Origin of the sequence: Paraburkholderia sp. GAS199 (genome assembly GCF_050436585.1) — a bacterium.
Lineage (GTDB): Bacteria > Pseudomonadota > Gammaproteobacteria > Burkholderiales > Burkholderiaceae > Paraburkholderia.
Window position 1 is genome coordinate 831,464 of record NZ_JBNDMM010000003.1, and the last position, 17,216, is coordinate 848,679.

Annotated in this window: 15 protein-coding genes, 1 pseudogene and 1 other annotated feature; of the genes and pseudogenes, 11 read left to right on the forward strand and 5 right to left on the reverse strand. The window is 54.2% G+C overall.

The genetic code is table 11. The features are described from left to right. Positions 1-148: 148 nt before the first annotated feature. The 4 genes and pseudogenes from P3T18_RS15345 to P3T18_RS15360 all read left to right on the forward strand — a co-directional run bounded on the left by P3T18_RS15345 (position 149) and on the right by P3T18_RS15360 (position 4,234). Positions 149-1,510: a GntP family permease gene (locus P3T18_RS15345; protein ID WP_429300765.1), complete on the forward strand. Its 1,362-nt coding sequence runs from the start codon at positions 149-151 to the stop codon at positions 1,508-1,510. 10 nt (positions 1,511-1,520) lie between these two features. After that, positions 1,521-2,012: a gluconokinase gene (locus P3T18_RS15350; RefSeq protein WP_429300766.1), complete on the forward strand. Its 492-nt coding sequence runs from the start codon at positions 1,521-1,523 to the stop codon at positions 2,010-2,012. 400 nt (positions 2,013-2,412) lie between these two features. After that, a complete protein-coding gene (locus tag P3T18_RS15355; protein ID WP_429300767.1) occupies positions 2,413-2,712 on the forward strand; it encodes a hypothetical protein in 300 nt (99 codons plus the stop codon). 504 nt (positions 2,713-3,216) lie between these two features. After that, positions 3,217-4,234: pseudogene (locus tag P3T18_RS15360) on the forward strand (IS3 family transposase). After that, positions 3,452-3,568 (forward strand) — a sequence feature (AL1L pseudoknot). It overlaps the preceding pseudogene by 117 nt. Positions 4,235-4,574: 340 nt before the next feature. Here the strand turns inward: P3T18_RS15360 and P3T18_RS15365 are convergent. From P3T18_RS15365 to P3T18_RS15375, 3 genes are read right to left on the reverse strand one after another with little or no spacing between them, the layout of a single operon-like run. After that, a complete protein-coding gene (locus tag P3T18_RS15365) occupies positions 4,575-4,898 on the reverse strand; it encodes a hypothetical protein (protein ID WP_429300768.1) in 324 nt (107 codons plus the stop codon). After that, positions 4,891-5,511, reverse strand: coding sequence for a nucleotidyltransferase domain-containing protein (locus P3T18_RS15370; protein WP_429300769.1), 621 nt, complete (start codon positions 5,509-5,511; stop codon positions 4,891-4,893). The genes P3T18_RS15365 and P3T18_RS15370 overlap by 8 nt, the downstream gene beginning before the upstream one ends. After that, complete coding sequence (locus P3T18_RS15375) at positions 5,511-6,404, reverse strand: pentapeptide repeat-containing protein (protein ID WP_429300770.1); 894 nt, start codon at positions 6,402-6,404, stop codon at positions 5,511-5,513. Before P3T18_RS15375 ends, P3T18_RS15370 begins: the two co-directional genes overlap by 1 nt. A gap of 328 nt (positions 6,405-6,732) precedes the next feature. Between P3T18_RS15375 and P3T18_RS15380 the strand changes: the two genes are divergently transcribed. The 3 genes from P3T18_RS15380 to P3T18_RS15390 all read left to right on the forward strand — a co-directional run bounded on the left by P3T18_RS15380 (position 6,733) and on the right by P3T18_RS15390 (position 8,249). Continuing rightward, positions 6,733-7,476: a DNA adenine methylase gene (locus tag P3T18_RS15380; protein WP_429300771.1), complete on the forward strand. Its 744-nt coding sequence runs from the start codon at positions 6,733-6,735 to the stop codon at positions 7,474-7,476. 187 nt (positions 7,477-7,663) lie between these two features. Further along, positions 7,664-7,981: a hypothetical protein gene (locus P3T18_RS15385; protein ID WP_429300772.1), complete on the forward strand. Its 318-nt coding sequence runs from the start codon at positions 7,664-7,666 to the stop codon at positions 7,979-7,981. Between the two features lie 10 nt (positions 7,982-7,991). Then, complete coding sequence (locus tag P3T18_RS15390) at positions 7,992-8,249, forward strand: helix-turn-helix domain-containing protein (protein WP_429300773.1); 258 nt, start codon at positions 7,992-7,994, stop codon at positions 8,247-8,249. 142 nt (positions 8,250-8,391) lie between these two features. Here the strand turns inward: P3T18_RS15390 and P3T18_RS15395 are convergent, their stop codons facing one another. Both P3T18_RS15395 and P3T18_RS15400 read right to left on the reverse strand, forming a co-directional pair. After that, a complete protein-coding gene (locus P3T18_RS15395) occupies positions 8,392-10,923 on the reverse strand; it encodes a UvrD-helicase domain-containing protein (RefSeq protein ID WP_429300774.1) in 2,532 nt (843 codons plus the stop codon). Then, positions 10,874-11,143 carry a hypothetical protein gene (locus P3T18_RS15400; RefSeq protein ID WP_429300775.1) on the reverse strand — a complete coding sequence of 90 codons (270 nt, stop codon included), beginning with the start codon at positions 11,141-11,143 and terminating at the stop codon, positions 10,874-10,876. The genes P3T18_RS15395 and P3T18_RS15400 overlap by 50 nt, the downstream gene beginning before the upstream one ends. Before the next feature lie 720 nt (positions 11,144-11,863). Between P3T18_RS15400 and P3T18_RS15405 the strand changes: the two genes are divergently transcribed. The 4 genes from P3T18_RS15405 to P3T18_RS15420 all read left to right on the forward strand — a co-directional run bounded on the left by P3T18_RS15405 (position 11,864) and on the right by P3T18_RS15420 (position 16,996). Beyond that, positions 11,864-13,342, forward strand: coding sequence for a hypothetical protein (locus P3T18_RS15405; protein ID WP_429300776.1), 1,479 nt, complete (start codon positions 11,864-11,866; stop codon positions 13,340-13,342). Positions 13,343-13,995: 653 nt separating this feature from the next. Beyond that, the gene (locus P3T18_RS15410; RefSeq protein ID WP_429300777.1) at positions 13,996-14,622 is read left to right on the forward strand and encodes a hypothetical protein; all 627 of its coding nucleotides are present in this window, start codon (positions 13,996-13,998) and stop codon (positions 14,620-14,622) included. Between the two features lie 193 nt (positions 14,623-14,815). Beyond that, the gene (locus P3T18_RS15415) at positions 14,816-15,382 is read left to right on the forward strand and encodes an acyloxyacyl hydrolase (protein WP_429300778.1); all 567 of its coding nucleotides are present in this window, start codon (positions 14,816-14,818) and stop codon (positions 15,380-15,382) included. A gap of 837 nt (positions 15,383-16,219) precedes the next feature. Continuing rightward, the gene (locus P3T18_RS15420; RefSeq protein ID WP_429300779.1) at positions 16,220-16,996 is read left to right on the forward strand and encodes a metallophosphoesterase; all 777 of its coding nucleotides are present in this window, start codon (positions 16,220-16,222) and stop codon (positions 16,994-16,996) included. Positions 16,997-17,216: the final 220 nt, after the last annotated feature.

Below are 17,216 nucleotides of genomic sequence, written 5' to 3' on the forward strand. Positions count from 1 at the left end.
GTGACGAAACTGTGCAGCTGCTCGGTATTGCGTTCTTTGTTTTCCGTTCGAGGGGTGGACTCGACGTTCCTAGATTCCGGAAATCAGCTCATCGTCGCATCCAGCCCGGCGTCCGCGCACTGACGCTGGACTGAAAGGGAGACACAACGTGGAACCTGTTCGCGGCAGCACGCTACTGGTATGCGCGCTCGTTGCCATCGCTCTGTTGATCCTGCTAATCACGCGATACAAGGTTTACCCCTTTCTTGTTCTTATCATCGTCTCGCTGTTCCTTGGGATTGCTGTTGGTATGCCGATGAGCAAGATCGTCACGGCATTTGAGACGGGCAACGGCAAGACACTCGGACACATCGCGATTGTGGTCGGACTGGGCACCATGCTCGGCAAGATGATGGCCGAGTCGGGCGGGGCAGAGCGCGTCGCCAACACCTTGATACAACGGTTCGGAGAAAAACGCATCCATTGGTCGATGATGTGCATCGCAATCATCGTGGGTCTGCCAGTATTTTTCGAAGTCGGCTTCGTACTTCTCATTCCGATAGCATTCAATGTCGCCAGAAGAACGAATAAGTCGCTACTGCTTGTGGGGTTGCCAATGATCGCAGGCCTCTCCGTAGTGCACGGGATGGTCCCACCGCATCCGGCTGCGATGCTTGCGGTCCAAGCCTATCACGCAGACATTGGCCGCACAATCGTATACGGCCTGGTCGTTGGTATTCCTACCGCAATCGTGGCTGGCCCTCTGTTCGCGCTCCTGATGCACAAGCGTATACAACTACCTAGGGACAACGCTTTGGCATCACAGTTCGTGAATTCCCGAGAGGATGGACTGAAGCGCGACCTGCCTGGCTTTGGCATCACGTTGTTCAGCATTTTGCTACCAGTGATTCTCATGCTGATCGGTAGTTCGGCCGACACGTTTGTCGCACCAAAAACGTGGCCGAATGAGATTTTCCACTTCATCGGAGACTCCGACGTTGCGCTGCTGCTTGCATTGCTCTTCAGTTTCTGGAGCTTTGGTTCGTCGCGCGGCTTCAATCGCGAGCACATCCAGAAATTTTGCGGGGAATGCCTCGGACCTATTGCCGGGATAACGTTAATCGTTGGTGCCGGCGGAGGTTTCGGTAATGTGCTGCACGACAGTGGAATCTCACAGGAACTGGTGAAGACCGCGTCTGCCGCACATCTCTCGCCCTTACTCCTAGGGTGGTCTGTAGCGGCTCTTATACGGCTCGCAACAGGGTCTGCAACCGTCGCGATGACCACGGCGTGCGGCATCGTTGCACCGATCTCGGCAGCGGCCCACGGGGCCGTGAGTGCCGAATTGCTCGTGTTGGCAACGGGATCGGGGTCATTGATTTTCTCTCATGTCAACGACGGTGGATTTTGGCTCATCAAAGAGTATTTCGGCATGACCGTTGGCCAGACGTTCAAAACTTGGTCCCTTTGCGAAACGATAATTTCGCTGATGGGGCTAGCTCTGACATTCGCGCTCTCAAAAGTCGTGTAAGGGGGTTCAGGTGATCTTCATCGTGATGGGTGTGTCGGGATGCGGAAAAACGACAATCGGGGAGGCATTGGCTAAACGCTTCGGTTGTGACTTCGAAGATGCAGACAGCTTTCATAGCCAGTCAAACAAGGACAAGATGCACGAAGGGATACCGTTAACCGATGATGACCGATGGCCATGGCTACGGGCAATTCGTCAATCGATTGTTAGAAAACAGGGCGACGCGATGCCGCATGTATATGCGTGCTCAGCCCTGAAACGCGCTTACCGCGATGTCCTTCGTGACGGCGATAAGGATGTAACATTTGTCTACCTGCAAGGAACGCTGGAGGTCCTAAGTGAGAGGATCAAAACGCGTACGCGTCACTTTTTCGACCCGTCGCTGCTCAATAGCCAGCTCGAAACGCTTGAACCGCCGGGACCGGAAGAAGCTATAGCAGTGAGTATTACGCTGTCGCCAGCGCAGATAGTTGAGGAAGTTCTCGATAGCATTGCGATGTAATGCATGTTTGCATTGCGTCGGTATTTTTCACGGCGCGACGAAGAAGGGCTGTGGTGTCACAAATGAATAGCACGGGTAGCGAGGTAGTCATCATGGCATCAAAACACGGGACCCGACGCGCAAGCTGTTCAGACAACTCAGCCCTGATGTTTCGCAAGTCCGTTCCGGAAGCAGGGCGACAGCGAGAGAGCAGCTGCTAGATAATGGGATATTGCATCAGCCCAGATCGCAAGTGTTGAGCTATCGATCGCTTGGCACGCGTCCGATTGGGGTTTATACCTAGATCGGCAACATTGTATTGTTTCGTGGATGCTTAATTTCAAGTCAGCATCGGCCTAGACTGCAACAACTGAAACGCAAGCGGTCGTTTGCGAAGAAACCAAGTCTAGAGGTAAGCATTATGAAGCTCGCTCAGTCTCTCATCGTTGCTGCTGCTCTTGCAATTCCCGCTGTTTCATCGTTCGCTCAAGCAAACGGAGTGGCTGCTCCTTCTGATTTGCACGGAGCGCAAGCAAACGTAGATTCCGATAACACTTCGTCGACCGGAGTTGGTGGCGTCACCGATGGCACTTCAGCTTCTGGCACTCACCATTTGCTTCGGTCGTTCGACACCACTCTCGCCCATCTAGGTCATAAGATTCAAGGTTCAGTGCGGCCTGATCCGAATGACGGAATGAAGCCGGTTTATTTCGGTTCGTAAGCCAAAAAGACGACAGTACGTTGTCCACGAATTCTGAAGATAGACTGACGTCACAGTGCTGAAATCCGGAAGCCACCCCAAGCCTGCTCGACCAATTTCTGTGATATTCGCTCGACTGGAGGTGTGCATATACATGCCCGTTTGTATAGCACGAGGGCATCTTGCGGGTGGCTGTTGGGATCTCGATGACGCTTTTGCTATCCTGCGTGCGGTGTGGTCGAGGCCGTCCACTACTTCTGCACTGAACTCAATGCTCTCATTCGATAGAGTTAGCCGATGCGAGAAGCATGTATCAATGGAATTCGGTGACTGCATGGATAGTGCTGGTCAACGCTGGCTACGCGTTCGTGTGAGTCCATTTGCATATTGAATGGCTAAGGCCAGAGAAACTTGTGCTTATCGGCACTGTGAACCGCCCCAGATTTTGTGGAGGCTCCAACCCTTGAGAGTGGAGTAGTGAACAGGAAGGTAACCGAGCTTTTTCCGGAAGTCCGGTAGCTCGCAGTGCGTCTCGTGCGCGAGCAGCGTAGCGAACTTCCGTCGATGTGGGCGGCGGTCGAATCAATTGCGGCTATGATCGGCTGCACAGCGCAGACACTGCACGAGTGGGTCGAGCGCGACCAAGTCGACCATGGTGAGCGCGATGGCGTGACCTGAGATACGCGCGAGCGCTTCAAAGCCCCGGAGCGCAAAGTCAAGGATTTGCGTCGTGCCAACGAAATTCTAATGGTCGCGAGCGCATTTTTTTCGCCCAGGCGGAGCTCGACCGCCGTTTCAAGTTCTGAAGCTCTATATCGATCAGCATCGCGACGCCTTCGGGGTTTAGCCTATCCGCAAGGTCTTGCGGTTTGCCCCGTCGGGCTACCGACGCCATGCTGCACAGCTTCGTGATCCGTTGCGGCGCTCTGTTCGCGCAATTCGAAACCAACATCTGCGGCCGGGGATCGAGAGTGTATAGCGGGCCAACAAGCAGGTCTACGGCGCCGATAAAGTCTGGAAGCAGATGAATCGGGAGCGTATCGCGGTGCCACGCTGCATGGTCGAACGGTTGACGAAGCAACTGGGTTTGCGCGGCTTGATGTTCGATCGCCGTATGGTCGGCTAGCGGGTCAGTACTTCGATGACCACGGACTTCGTTCTAGATGCGTTTGAACAGGCGCTTTACGCGGGACGCATGGGCGACGACGGGACTTTGATCCCATTCGGACAGAGGGTCGCGATGCGTCAGCATTCGCTGTAGTGAACGGCTGGTCGAAGCGGGGGTCGAACCGTCGGTCGGCAGCCGGGGCGACAGCGATGACAGCGCCTTGGTCGAAACGATCAACGGCTTGTAAAAGGCTGAACTGATTCATCGCCGCGCCTGGAAACGCGGGAATTTGTTGAATTGGCAACGCCGGGGGTGGGTGACCTGGTTCAATCATCATCGATTGACGAAACGTCTCGGCTATTCCGCCCGCCTCAAGCTGAGGCAAGCTACTATCGGCAACTTGAAACAGCTGCCACTGAACCCGTATCAATTTAAACCAACCAGCCTCTACGATTCCCCGGGGCGGTTCAACGTACGGAATCCGCTGGTCAAGCAGGCGCTTTCACCTATGCTGAGTGTATCGTTCGAAATCCCTCAATCAGCGCGCGTCTTGCTTGGTGGCTTGCCGAACCAAAAGCGGTAGCCGCAACATGCTCAATGGATTAACGAAGCACAAGTATTCGTCGTTCTTCATGTGACGCGCCGGACGACATTTACGATGACTCTGCCCTTCCCAACCTGTCCCACGAACGGACTTTTGCAATGCCTGGCGAAGTTCGGGCGCGAGAACAAACGCATCGTGGACTCGGTTTCCGGGTAATCAGTAGAACGGCGCCTAATTCTTCTCATGCTTCGCGTACGCAATTATGTGCCTATCCACAATGTCTTCGATACGCCGGGTAAGGTTAGAAACTGCGAGCGAAAGTAGTTGATATTCCTCAGTTATTTGCTCTTGGCTTTTGTTTGCCAGAAAAAACAGCTTATCAGCGGCTTCGTAGACCGCCTGCGCCAGCTCGTTCGACGGCGCGATCTTGTTGATGCGCATCCAGCGGTCGATTGAGCCTCTCGAGAGACCAAAAAGCTCTTCTTCCCAGTGCCCGCTGTTCACGACGTGCAGGATACTGCGCTGCGCGTCGATACGGTTGTTAAATTCACTCATTTTTAATTCTACTCTTCAGGTTTTCCATCCACGAAGGAACTACAGCCGCCGCCTCAATGACTGCGGACACGTCTTGCGGCAGAATGTTCTCGCCATGGCCGCGCGTTGACAGCAGCCGAGCACGTGCAAGTATCGAGTATGCGGCAGGATCGATTTGAAGGGTTGGCTGCACCATCAGCGGTGAATTTCTCGAAAATACCGGATGTCCGCTTGAGAGCGAATAGCAGGTCGCGTAGTTGCGCACACCGAGGAACATGCAGGACAGGTGAAAGACTGCGCTATTTGACGAGTTCTGCAACTCGTGATGGGAGCGTTCAAAAAGCCGTGCGAATTTGTCCAGATCGGCAGAAGCTGCACGGTATGGTGCGGGTTGTCCGAGACGGGTCAGGAAATCGAGGCCGTCGGATGAGAACAGCAGCTTCGATTCGAGATGCAGATGCCAAGCAAATGGATTTCCTTCTTCCCAGATCGCGCGCAGCCGTTCGTAGCGGTAAATCGAATACTTTTGCGGATCGATGTGCGAAGCGGGTCCATCGGTACAGGCAAGCAGGTCGACGTCAGAACCGAAGTCAATTTCACCACGGCATACGGAACCGAAGGCGTAAATATGCATCACCGTCTCCCGAACCGTTTCACGAGAATCGCCGTCAGGAAGGCAAATCCGACCAGGCGAGTTGCTGCAATGACAGACGAAATCCAGACCGGGTACGTGTGCAGATTAACGATACCGAAAAAAACTCCAGGCGACGCGGCAAGGCTCACTGCAAAGCTCTTCAGATCCCATGCGTTTCCGAACTGGCAAACGTCGTATAGCGCAATGAGTAGATGCACCAGAAAAATGGAGCGCATCAGTTTGAGGATATTCTCCCCATTTCCCCAAATGAAATCCAAAATCTTAAAGTCGCTCCACTTCAAAAACTGTCGAACTTTCTTCCAGCCGGAATACTTTTTCTGATAGTAGTTTTCCTGCGACGACCAGGACTTCTTCAGGTACCCTTCGGTTGCCTCCAGCTCAAGCGAAATCGCCTTGTTTACTGCTTTTGCATCACCCATCTGCTGAAAATTCATGCGCAGCGTCCGGGCGAACCGCATTTTCAGGTTCTCCTCGCGAGGCGCTTCCCGTTGAAGAATATCGTCGTCAATCTGACAGCGTTCAAAAATCGCGTACCTGAAATCGCAGCCGGTAAAAGCTGACTGATGAAAATTGCATCCGACAAACCGGCATCCCGTGAAGTCACAGGAATCGAACGTGCAGTTGTTAAAGTAGCAACTTTCAAACACGCTGTGCTGAAACGATACTTTCCGCATACTCTGATTTCTGCCATTCAGCCGGACGTACACCTTGAAAGCATAATCGGTGCGTTCATTCGTGATAGCTCCTGCGATATAGAGATCGGTAATAACCGTCCGATTCCCTGGCAAAAGCTCCTTGCGCGGAACCTTTGGTGCGCTGCCAGCGGCGTTTTCGGTGCTGACCAACTGCGCCGCTGAGTTCTCGTTCGTCATCTCTGATTAAGGGAAAGGGGCGAGCGTCGGACATTGCGTTAACACAGCGCACTTCGACACAGTTACGGGTGAACGCTGGTCGACGCGGACCCCGGGCGACATGCTAAGTGACGCGGATTGTATCGATTTCTTGCATGGCCTGCCAGTGTCACGGCAGCGGCGCGGCGGCCACCCGCAAGTGCGGCAAAAGCCGAAAGCCAGCCGATCGCAAATCCGATGCGCTTTCGGTCGGGGCGACGTGAGTTCCGAAACGCATCGATTTTTAATCGGTAAGCAGAAAATCTGAATCTGGCGTAGAGCCGGCTAAAACCTGTTTGCTTGATGTTGGATGCAAAAACATCCAGTGCCTCAGGTAATCGGGGCCGCACGGCCTCTCGTAAAATGGGCGGGCGGAAAACGCCGTCTGCTTCCTCACATACTTCCCGCGCTTTTATCAAGAAAACGTTTGGTCGAACCATTTGTTGGTGGCGGGGCGATTTTCCTGAGCGCAGAAGGTTTCGAAGAGTACCTCCTTTCCGGCAGTAACCGGCATCTGATTGACCTGTATCAGGTTGTCACCGAGCGGCCTCAGCAATTCGTCGATATAGCGTCCCGCTTCTTTGACGAGAGCTACCGCACGCCAGAACGTTATAAGGAGATGCGGTGCGCCTTCAACGAAGAATCCGACGTCCTGATGCGTGCGGCGCAGTTTTTTTATCTGAACCGTTTTGGATTTAACGGGCTCTGCCGGTACAACCGGTCCGGACAATTCAACGTTCCCTACGGACATCCAAAACAAGTACCACGTTTCCCGACGTCCAAGATTTTTGCGTTTGCAAAGAGAGCGCGGCGTGCAACATTCCTCCACGGTGATTTCGCGGACGTCATGCGGATAACCACAGCGGATGATGTCGTCTATTGTGATCCTCCGCATCTCGACCGCTATGAGGCCGTGAGTTTCCGGGCGTACGCTGCTGCCGGCTTCGGGATGGACCGGCAACGCGAACTCGCGGATTTGGCGAGGGAGCTTGCCGCTCGGGGGATTCCGGTTGTCGTGTCCAATCACGATTGTGCTATAGCCCGGGGGCTCTAGGCATAAGCCAATATATTCACATTCGCTGCGCGACGGTCGATAAGTGCTGCCGCCGACTCTCGAGGCGTCGTTGGGGAACTATTGGCGGTGTTTGACAAGCGATAGGTGTTGTCTTGTGCGAGCTGGCGACGCGTCGCCGGCTCGCGTGCCTTGCTTTCACTGCCGACGGTGTACATGGAAGCCAGGAATGACGGGCGCAGGCAACGGCGGCGTGCTACCGCTGGCCGTCGTAATATGCGGGGAAGAACGGCGGGCCCAACGCCGGTTGCCATTCGCTGCGACGGCTGCCGCCGATTATCGAACAGACGCCGTCCTCTTTGCCGAATTGATAACGCCGCCGGATGGCATGGCGGCCGGACGCACATTCAGGTTGAGCCAGCCGGGAAGCCGCGCCCACTGGGCAGTCACCTTTGATAGCGCCGTTATCAATAGAGCTCCTGAAAAATTCAACATATATGTTGTTGAGACTTTCCTTTGGTTGACTGAAACTCTGGAGTTTGGCTAGAAGGAAGGTAATGATCCAACGCCTGCCCGTCGGGAAAGTCATCCGGACCATGCGTCGCGAACGGGATTTGACGCAGGCGGAGTTCGCGTCCCGCTGCGGAATCACGGGCCAGTACCTGTCGCTTCTTGAACTGGGGCAGGTCAACGTTTCGCTGGATACGTTACAGAACATCGCGGCTGCGCTGGAGCAACCGGTATCGGCACTGTTGCTACAGGCCGAAGTGCTCGCTGCAGGAGAGCCGTCAAAGCGGCCGAGACGCAAAGCGTGAGGTGCGTTCGCGAAAAATTCGCGGGGCTCGGTCCATGGAATGAGGAAGCCCGTCGACGCCGCCCCCACCACAGGAGGCAGCAGCAACGACCTTCGAGTGACTGTATGTCTGCGACGCCATGGGGCAACCGCGCCACGTATTTTTACGCCGAGCGCGTCTTGTCCGCAAGCAGTTCGTCCAGCATGTCTTGAACCTCTCCTAGCTTCATCGAGCGGGAAAATCCGGCGTTTGACGGCAGCCGGTTAAACGTACCGCCATCCTGTGGCTTACACAGCCATATGCAAACTTTCTTCGCGCGCGTTATGCCGACGTACGCCAAGCGGCGCGCCTCGTCGCGCTGGGCGTCGTCGTATGGGGTTTCCGAGCGTCCGTTGCCCATGCGCGCCATCCTGTATAGCGCATTTCTCAACACGTGAGCGTTCGAATACTGAATATCGCCCACAAGCACAACGTATTCCGCCTCCAGACCTTTACTCTGGTGAAAAGTCGTAGCAACGAGCCGGTCATTGCTTTCATGCCTGAACGCGTTCTTGATAGCTGTGAAGGTTGGATTGGTCTTTGTCCGAGTGAGCACGAACACGCGCTCACCTGAGGGAAGTCGTTCCAGAAGCGTGCGCACAAGCTCGACAGCGTCATCCGTGACGAACTCCGCGACCAAAGCAACCGGACGGTTCAGGCCGCGCAGTTTGCCCATTGCGATGCCGCCTTGCTTGTCGGGAAACTGTTCAACGAGGTCGCTGAGCGCCGACTCTGCGGCAGAGATAATGGCGGCGGATGAGCGGTAGTTTTCGCGAAGCCGATAAGCCGCTTTGCGAGCACCAGGAAAATATTGGGCAAAGCGGAGGAAAAACTGAGGAGAGCTGCCACGCCAACCGTAGATGGATTGCCAGTCATCCCCGACGCACATCAACGTTGGCGCGTCAAAGCCCTTCGACACGGTCTGAAGCCGCTTATGCATGGCGGCGACGAAACGAACAATCAAAGGAGAAATGTCCTGAAATTCATCGATGAGCAGATGTTTCATCGTCAAAGCTGTTCCGCCCGTCACCTTCGGCCACCATTCAGCTTCAGATGCAAGCTTGGAGAAGATGCGATTGAATGACTCAACCTGTTCTGCTTCGAACGTTCGGTACAGTTCCTCGTAGAAAGCTGCGGTGGCGGCGGCGAATTGATATTCGGCGCTCCCGGCAGGGAGAAGGGTCCGGTTGAGGAGTTTTCGGGGATCAAGCGCCAGATTCTCCGCAAAAATTCCTGTTTTGTAGAGCGCAATGTCTATAGGGGCGTCCGCGTAGTCTCCCGGCGGCACAATGTTGAACTTTGGTGCCTCTGTCGATTGCGTGCCGGCCTCGTACCGTAGCAGTAGCGATAGATTCTGAAGCTGATAGTCATTGCGAACGTAGATGACAGGCTTGTCGCAATAAGCAAGAAGGACGGCGACCTTGGTCCGTTCGATTACACTGGCCCACACGCCCTTGTATGACGGCTTGAGCTTCAATGGCGTGTTTCTGACGCCGTTCTCTACGCCAAGCACGATATACGCGTTCAATTGCCGCACATATCCGTGCGCGCGGAAGTGTGTTCCGAACGCTTCGAGCATGAATGGCTTTCCGTTATCGTCGAGTTCCCGAACGCCTTCGATTGGCCATTGACCGTGTTTGGTCCAATGCGTGGTAGTAAGTTCAAAGAGTAGCTGATCGTGTTTTGCATGCCACTCAATCTCCTTTTTGGCGGCTTCAACTGCTGGGTCGGCGGGGTTGCGCGGAGTCATTGGCCTGACCGACTCACGGAGGAGCGCTTTGACAGTATCCCGGAACTCCTGGCTACTGGCGAAGCAACGGCGGTACACGGCATCCAGAAACCGGACCTGCTCAAGCCGAAGATCAGAAGGAAACACGTCTGGCAGCCTGTTCGCTTCCATCTCTGCTTCCGACAATTCATCCGGACGAGGTTCCACGGTCGATTTTAAATCCGCTACTTCATCGGAAGCTGTGGACCCTTTCCTTGTAGGTAGTGGAGCACCCAGAAATTCGAAAATGCGCGTGTTCGGATCCATCGCTCCGCGCGCCATTGCCAACGCTTTCGAATGAAAGGTTCTAACAATTTTTTCGGCCAGATCGGGAGCGACCGGGTTTGGCCAGTGACTGGATTCGGTGACCAGTTTTTCAATGAAATCTTCCCGCGACTTGCGTGTGAACGTGAACACCGAAATTTGCGGATATGGAATGTCGAGTTGATGTCGCATGAACAGGAGTCGCGAGACGAGAGAGGTGGATTTGCCCGAGCCGGCGCCTGCGAGGACCGATACTCCGCGTTCTTTTGCGAATATCAGTTGTTCCTGAGCTTCACTTGGGCCGGTAGTCTCTCCGCTTTTAGGATCTGTCCGCCGCATAAGCTCCAGAGCCGAAGCGACCTTCGCGGAGTCAAAATCGAGTTCGCGGCCTTCGTATAGCGCGAGCGGCTTCGGTGGCTTTGGCACCGCCGGTGCGGCGGTTGCGGTTGCGCCGGGCTGCGGCAAGTTTTTCTGCGTAAGGGAGCAAACCCAACGATAGAGCTCAATCAACCAGTTCCACACTTTTTTCAATTTGACACCTGAAAGAAACTGGCGGCTAGAAGCCGCCAGTGAATTAACCGTTTGTCGGACGCGCTGGCCTTGCCACTCCGTCAAAGGCAGCATCCCAGAAGCTCGACATGAGCGCGTGATGCGTTGGCGATTTTTCCGCGACGGCTTGCAGCCAGAGAAAGATACCTATATCCGCCTGTCCTTGCTCTGGAGTGAATGCATAGGAAGCCAACTCGTCCCAAAATTCCTGCAAGGAAGGAAGTCCCTGTGGTGTTGCGACGACCGGATTCTCGCTCGATGCATCATGTTCACTTTGCCTGTAGTGCTTGACCATGTGTCTTTCCGTGGGTTGCCTGATGCGTATAGCAACGCGCGGATTCGGACGGCCGATCATAGACTTACGCCACACACTTTTGCAGAAACATGGCGCCTCAGAAGAAAACCGAGCTGGCACGCAAGTTCGCTTCGCTAGCTCAATATCTTGATGAGGGATACCTTTGATGTATCGGCATGAATCTTCTGAAACTTTAGCGAGAGGTTCGATAATGCATACCGGGATCCGGCTCATACGGTAGTCGGGAACTGTGTCAGCGCAAGACTCAAGTTTCGCAAGAGTGAAGGTGGGGTGCTTATATGCATGATTGCATGCACATCGCACATTCTGACTGACGACGTGCGAGAGACTGCGCGTTTCGCGGCCCAAGGCATATATACCTCGCGCCATGGCATGGGTCCATCAATCTGATCGCATGATCAAGAATATCTCGGCTTTAGATTCAAGCAAAGCAGTTGAAACTACGGCATCTCACTACTACGATAGCAGGTCGTTACCTAGCTATCCTGGCTTGATGTAGGTCGCTGGATGCATTGGTAGGTGGAAGCGCCGTGTTGACGTTTGGCAATACGGCGCCGTGCAGATTTATAGTTTGCCCTGTCAAAGTCAGATTGCTTCGGACGCATTGGGCGGTGAGGACAGAGGACAGCCGGTATCTCATCAGCTTCCTATTTCGTGATGCGCTGACCGTAACCAATATTCATACAGGTGAACATCATCATGCAAGGAAGTAATCGTCAGTCAGGCATCTCAGCTTACTCAGAGTCTGAAATCAAACGCTTTACGACGATAGCGGAAGATTGGGCGACTGCCGCGCAACACGTCATCATGTCGTACGTAGCGATCGAAGCAGCGGGGCAAAGCTGGCTTCAATGGGCGATTATCCAGTACATGTATGACCGCGTTCCGGCTCTTTTGCTGGAGCCATCTACTGTGGCCATTGGTGGCATCACTGTTGGCCGCAAGGTGTTCCGGCTGAACGACGGCAATTACGACTTCGACAAAATTGCATACGAGGGTGGCATCGAAGTGGATGGGAAGACTTACGTGCTGCCACGTGAGGAGCGATCGTCGTTAAACGCGACTTTTTTTCCAGAGAATCTTCCGCAGCATCAACCAAGTCAGGCGAGGTCACCCGCGCTCGTGGTGTCAGGTGGCCGTGCACCAAACATTGATGGACGTGTGCTCGCTGACATAGACCATCAACTTCGCTCTCTCGACACGCCTTACGACGGCTTGAGCGACCTGCTTAGTGAACATCTGCTTCCGGACACACTTTTGCGAAGATCCGAGACGGCGATTGAGATTTTGCTACAGCGGCCGGCCGAGACCATCCTTGCAGACTCAACCATTCATAGTGGAGAGTTAGTGGTTAAGGTGCTGGCGAGTCCACGCATTAACTCCGCGTTGCTGAGAATTGGTGTGAAGACGATGACAGACGGGAAGAAGGCGACGCGGAGTTCGAAGACAGGGGAAACGGTTGACTGGACACCGCAGGCGGACGGTCTGATCTCGGCGCAGTTCAGGCAGGATGTTGGTGACGTGCCAATCTGCCAGGTTTTTCTCAGCTATGCGGCCCACAGCATTTCCCGCTGGTGGATCGTCGACCCAACTCGCTTACCTACCCAGCGAGCCGCTTTTCTGGCGCAATTTGACAACAATCTAACGAGGCTGAAAGAGGAGTTGTTGTCGCGCGAATGCCGTGGACATCCGTTTGAACGGATCCTCGCGCTTGCGCTGGAAGACCTTGGCTTCAACTGCATGTATCTGGGGGAGATATCGCACCTTCAGGAAGCTCCCGACATCTACTGTGAGACGCCGACCGGCAGAATTGCTGTGATTGAATGCGCCGCTGTCGTCACGAATTCCTCTGAAAAGCTTTCAAAGCTTCAGCAACGCGTGCTGCGGATAAAGGAAAGCTTTGCAAAGCAGAATCTGGGACATCTTGAAGTTGTTGGTGTGCTGGTCACAAAACATAGTGACGCAGAGATTCAACCTTTTCTTGAGGAGGCCGCTAGATTCGGATTGGGAATGGTTGGTTTCACGGCGCTCGCACGAATTGCCGACGCGCTTCGTTTCCGCTCGAACCCCGAACATCTTTATGATCAGTTGTTAAGCGTTATCACCCCGCAATCCGACGGTAACCTGTTCGACCAGGCGGGCTCGGGCTTTTCCACGGCTTCGCCGTCAAACTACTAAAGTGTCGTCTCTCCGGTGTCTGGAGGTTGCGCCACCGGTGTCAGGTTCTGTGCTCCTCCATTTCATTTTAGTGGCAGGGATGCTCGATGCGCCTTTGCTGGGTCTTGCTCTTCATAATTTTCGGCAATCAACCTTCAATATCAACTAATATCTGTCAATTTCGGCGATAGTTTTAGGTTATTAGCCGCGTGTGCCCCCGGCCAAAAATCGGTGCCGCCTAGCGGCCTCATAGCGAGGCCGCCTATATCGTCGAGAGGCCGCTGCCTTCGGAATGCGAGCAGGCATAGTCGGCATTTTTTTTGAAATATGCCTAAAATTTTCGGCCTATCTGCCGATAAGAAGTGAAGACAACCTGATGGGGCTCTAACATGGCGGACTCGGATCTGGCCACCGTCGTAGCGTATTTTTTCGGCATTGTTCTGGTTCTGCTGTGCTTCTGTGCACTGTCCACTCGCAAGCCGAAAAAAGCTGAGAAGTAGACGCAAGACTCCGAAGCTTCGCGCGTAAGACAGTTTGCGCGTAGCGAGCGACTTGCAGAGATCGACCGGCTATATTGCAAGTGGTAGTTGTTTGGTACCAGACGCCCATCTTTGACGGGGGGAGGCGGCAAGCTCGAGGCGTTTGGCCTTGATCGATTTCTACATCTTGAAGGCATGCTCAGTCTGAAAAAAGAAATTGTGCCTGGCACGTGGCGCTACATCGGGCAACGCTTGCAGGGACTGGGGCAAGACGCCGTGCCAATCGCTGGGCAGTCGCTTGAGCATATCTACAACTACATCGGCGGAACGTGCTTCAGGATTGGTCGCGTAAGCGTCGAGAACGCGTTCGCTATCGAGCAAGGCCTTCTAAGGCTTGTGTATGTCCGGCCTGAATATAGAGGCTACCGCAGGACAGCCGAATCAGTCTTCGGTGCCAGTCCCTGGAAAATTGACTACGATCATAGTCTTGGTCGAAATCTCGCCAAACAGCTGGGATACGGATATGTGCTTTTAATTCGTATCCATCCGGCTGTCAATCGATCACACGGTCGATTTGAACGAAACGCGCTGCGAAGAGACGTCGTCCCGGAGCTTTGTTTCCCCGATCATCGCATTCTCGACAAGTGGTTAGGACGTCGCCCAGGTTCAAGGCGGGCTCCCATACCCATCTACGAGCCGAAAAAAACCAATCCGAACGGATTGACGCTCAAGCAAAGAGGCATCTGGGGATTTGCACTCGGTGTAGAAGACGAAACGAGGCAGCTTCATCACTTGATCCCGTATTGTCTGCCTATCAGGTAGGGCGGTACCTGCGGCGGCTTCAAAGCACGAATTCCTTACGTCGAATAAACTGTAGCGCAGGATGGTACGTGGAAGCTTGTCCAGATCTGGCTGTGGCCTAAAAAATCTAGAACCAGGTCCAAGGAAATAACTAGATATGTGCCGCCGGCGGATAGCTTCGCTGAAGAACAACTATTTCGACCGTTGGATATTCATGCCCGAAATCAAGAACAGGATTGTTCGCGGTTTTACTTCGCTATTTGCTTTCACTTGTATTGCGGCCTGCTTTCAGGATGCGTATGCTTCCGATTATGGGATTCAGGTTGCCGCCGGCACAGCGGATCACGATGTGAGAAAGGCAGACATCGGAATGGTCTGGGATCCGGGTCTAACTTGGTGGGAAATCGGTGGATTCCATTTTACCGTTGTGGGGGAAGCGCACGCAGCGTATTGGGACATTCGCGAGAGCGGCGGCGTCCATCCGAACATCTGGGAGTTCGGGATAACCCCTGTCTTGCGATTCATAAAGAGCTCAGGGTGGTTCCGACCTTACGTCGAGGCAGGTGTGGGTGTGCGGTTGCTTTCCCATGTGAGAGAAACAGAAGATCGGACCTTCTCTTCATCATTCCAGTTTGCGGATATGGTCGGCGTCGGTGCCGCATTTGGATCGCACCAGGAATACCAGGCTGGCTTCAGATTTCAGCATCTCTCAAATGCCGGTCTTGAGCATCCGAACCCCGGCATCAACTTTAGTGAACTGTACCTGCAATACAATTTCTAGTTGTCGGATGTTGCCACGTAGAGCGATCTCGACTGATCGCAATTACGGTCGGGAGACATCCGCGCTTGGGCCAATTCTGACGAGCCGATCCCCTTCGGTCGAGTTTCATTGAGTGCGGCACAAGTGACTGTCTGATACGCATGGAAAGTCTGAAATTGCGGCGTATCCGCAAGGCTAGCGGACATGGCAGGGGGCTGCTGCGTAGTTCCTGGCCGTGTTCAGCAACTTCGAGAAGCCGCGCGTCGTTGTCTGCAAGTGTTCGGGAATCCGGTCCGCCATGATTTCGCGTTGACGGACGTGACTCAAAGCCAGGCGTTGCAACTGCAATCGATGGCGTCGGCACCGATCCTCTCGAGTGTCTTCGAGTAGCGCTGGTATACAGCGCGTTGGCCATTCCCCTGGAGTTCCGACTTTGCTGTTCACCCACAGCGATCGACACCAACATCTGATTCCTGCGAGCCTTTTGGCAACGTGATTGCGAGATCGTTGCCAGTCAACGCCAACTCAATACTGCCTGCTAGATAAAGCGCCGGCCGGCACGCGAAGACCGTTTCGCAACCCATGGTTCGGCCTTAACAGCTTGATGTTGTGCTCCGGACCGGTTGCTGCCGTATGCATCTAGCTGGACCACAAAAATCAATATATATATTGAACTATCGCGACGTATGTTCCATACTTGGCATATTCAGCATGAGCTGAGCCGGGCTCGTGAGCATTTAGCTGGTCTTTGCGTGCGTTCAACTTGCCATGAACGGTGCAAACCACACTCCGGTGGTGTCCCGGGGACGCGGAGGACGTTTGATTGAGGCGTGCTCGTCACGCGGAGGAGGAAACACGGTGAAGTTGCAGATTGCTTCGGACCTGCATCACGAGTTGGAAAGTGGTCGCGCCGCAAGCGTTATCGAACCCGCTTCAGACGCCGAGGTGCTTGTCCTGGCGGGCGATATTGCGAACGGGACTGATGCGGTAAGTCTCTACGCCGATTACAAAATCCCCGTGATATACGTGCACGGCAATCACGAGCCCTATGACTGTGTTTATCCGGCGCTCGTGGATGAACTGCGCGAGAAAGCGAAGGGCACGTCGGTCCATTTTCTTCAGGACGAGATGCTGGCGCTTGGCGGGGTTCGTTTTTTGGGCGCCTGTATGTGGACAGACTATTTTCTGTACCCGCTCGATTTTGCCGATGCGATGAAAACCGCCGGCATGTCGATGCTTGACCATCAAAAAATCCGTCGCGCGGATCGGCGTTTCTTCCAGCCAGAGGACGCGCGTCAACACCAGCGTAAAACGCTTCGATGGCTTAACGAGCGTCTGAACGAGCCGTTTTCTGGCAAAACAGTGGTGATCACCCATCACGCCCCCAGTGGAATGTCTGTTCCACACGCGAAGCGGGAACACAGTCTGGCTGCCGCATACGCGACGAACGTCGAGCGGCTTGCTGTCAAGGCGGATTTCTGGATTCACGGCCACATTCACTTTACCTCGGACTACTCGATAGGAAAATGTCGTGTTCTGTGTAACCCGCGAGGCCGTCCCGGCCGCAACAGAACCAGGCCTGATTTGTTTTATGAGAACGCGCAGTTCAATCCTGAACTCGTAATTGAAATCTGAACTGGCAGAACCCCGCGCGAAGGGTTCGTTGAGTTGTTTTCTCATGTTTTTCACTTGTGACCGGACTAACTTCCGAATAGGCGTCGGAGGTGGCTCGTGCGAATCGCAGGGCCTGAAGTATTACAAGCGAATCCAATCTGGACGCTCACGGTGGTGTGATATGCATTGATTTTGCCGTTGTGAGCTGAGCCATACCGCACCTGCAGAAGAGGGTCGAAAT

Excerpts from the sequence above, each read along its gene's own strand:
- P3T18_RS15355 (WP_429300767.1), top strand. The coding sequence starts at position 2,413 with ATGAAGCTCGCTCAGTCTCTCATCGTTGCTGCTGCTCTTGCAATTCCC.
- P3T18_RS15380 (WP_429300771.1), top strand. The coding sequence starts at position 6,733 with ATGCAAAAACATCCAGTGCCTCAGGTAATCGGGGCCGCACGGCCTCTC.
- P3T18_RS15395 (WP_429300774.1), bottom strand. The coding sequence starts at position 10,923 with ATGCTGCCTTTGACGGAGTGGCAAGGCCAGCGCGTCCGACAAACGGTT.
- P3T18_RS15400 (WP_429300775.1), bottom strand. The coding sequence starts at position 11,143 with ATGGTCAAGCACTACAGGCAAAGTGAACATGATGCATCGAGCGAGAAT.
- P3T18_RS15415 (WP_429300778.1), top strand. The coding sequence starts at position 14,816 with ATGCCCGAAATCAAGAACAGGATTGTTCGCGGTTTTACTTCGCTATTT.
- P3T18_RS15385 (WP_429300772.1), top strand. The coding sequence starts at position 7,664 with ATGACGGGCGCAGGCAACGGCGGCGTGCTACCGCTGGCCGTCGTAATA.
- P3T18_RS15365 (WP_429300768.1), bottom strand. The coding sequence starts at position 4,898 with ATGAGTGAATTTAACAACCGTATCGACGCGCAGCGCAGTATCCTGCAC.
- P3T18_RS15405 (WP_429300776.1), top strand. The coding sequence starts at position 11,864 with ATGCAAGGAAGTAATCGTCAGTCAGGCATCTCAGCTTACTCAGAGTCT.
- P3T18_RS15410 (WP_429300777.1), top strand. The coding sequence starts at position 13,996 with ATGCTCAGTCTGAAAAAAGAAATTGTGCCTGGCACGTGGCGCTACATC.
- P3T18_RS15370 (WP_429300769.1), bottom strand. The coding sequence starts at position 5,511 with ATGCATATTTACGCCTTCGGTTCCGTATGCCGTGGTGAAATTGACTTC.
- P3T18_RS15390 (WP_429300773.1), top strand. The coding sequence starts at position 7,992 with ATGATCCAACGCCTGCCCGTCGGGAAAGTCATCCGGACCATGCGTCGC.
- P3T18_RS15375 (WP_429300770.1), bottom strand. The coding sequence starts at position 6,404 with ATGACGAACGAGAACTCAGCGGCGCAGTTGGTCAGCACCGAAAACGCC.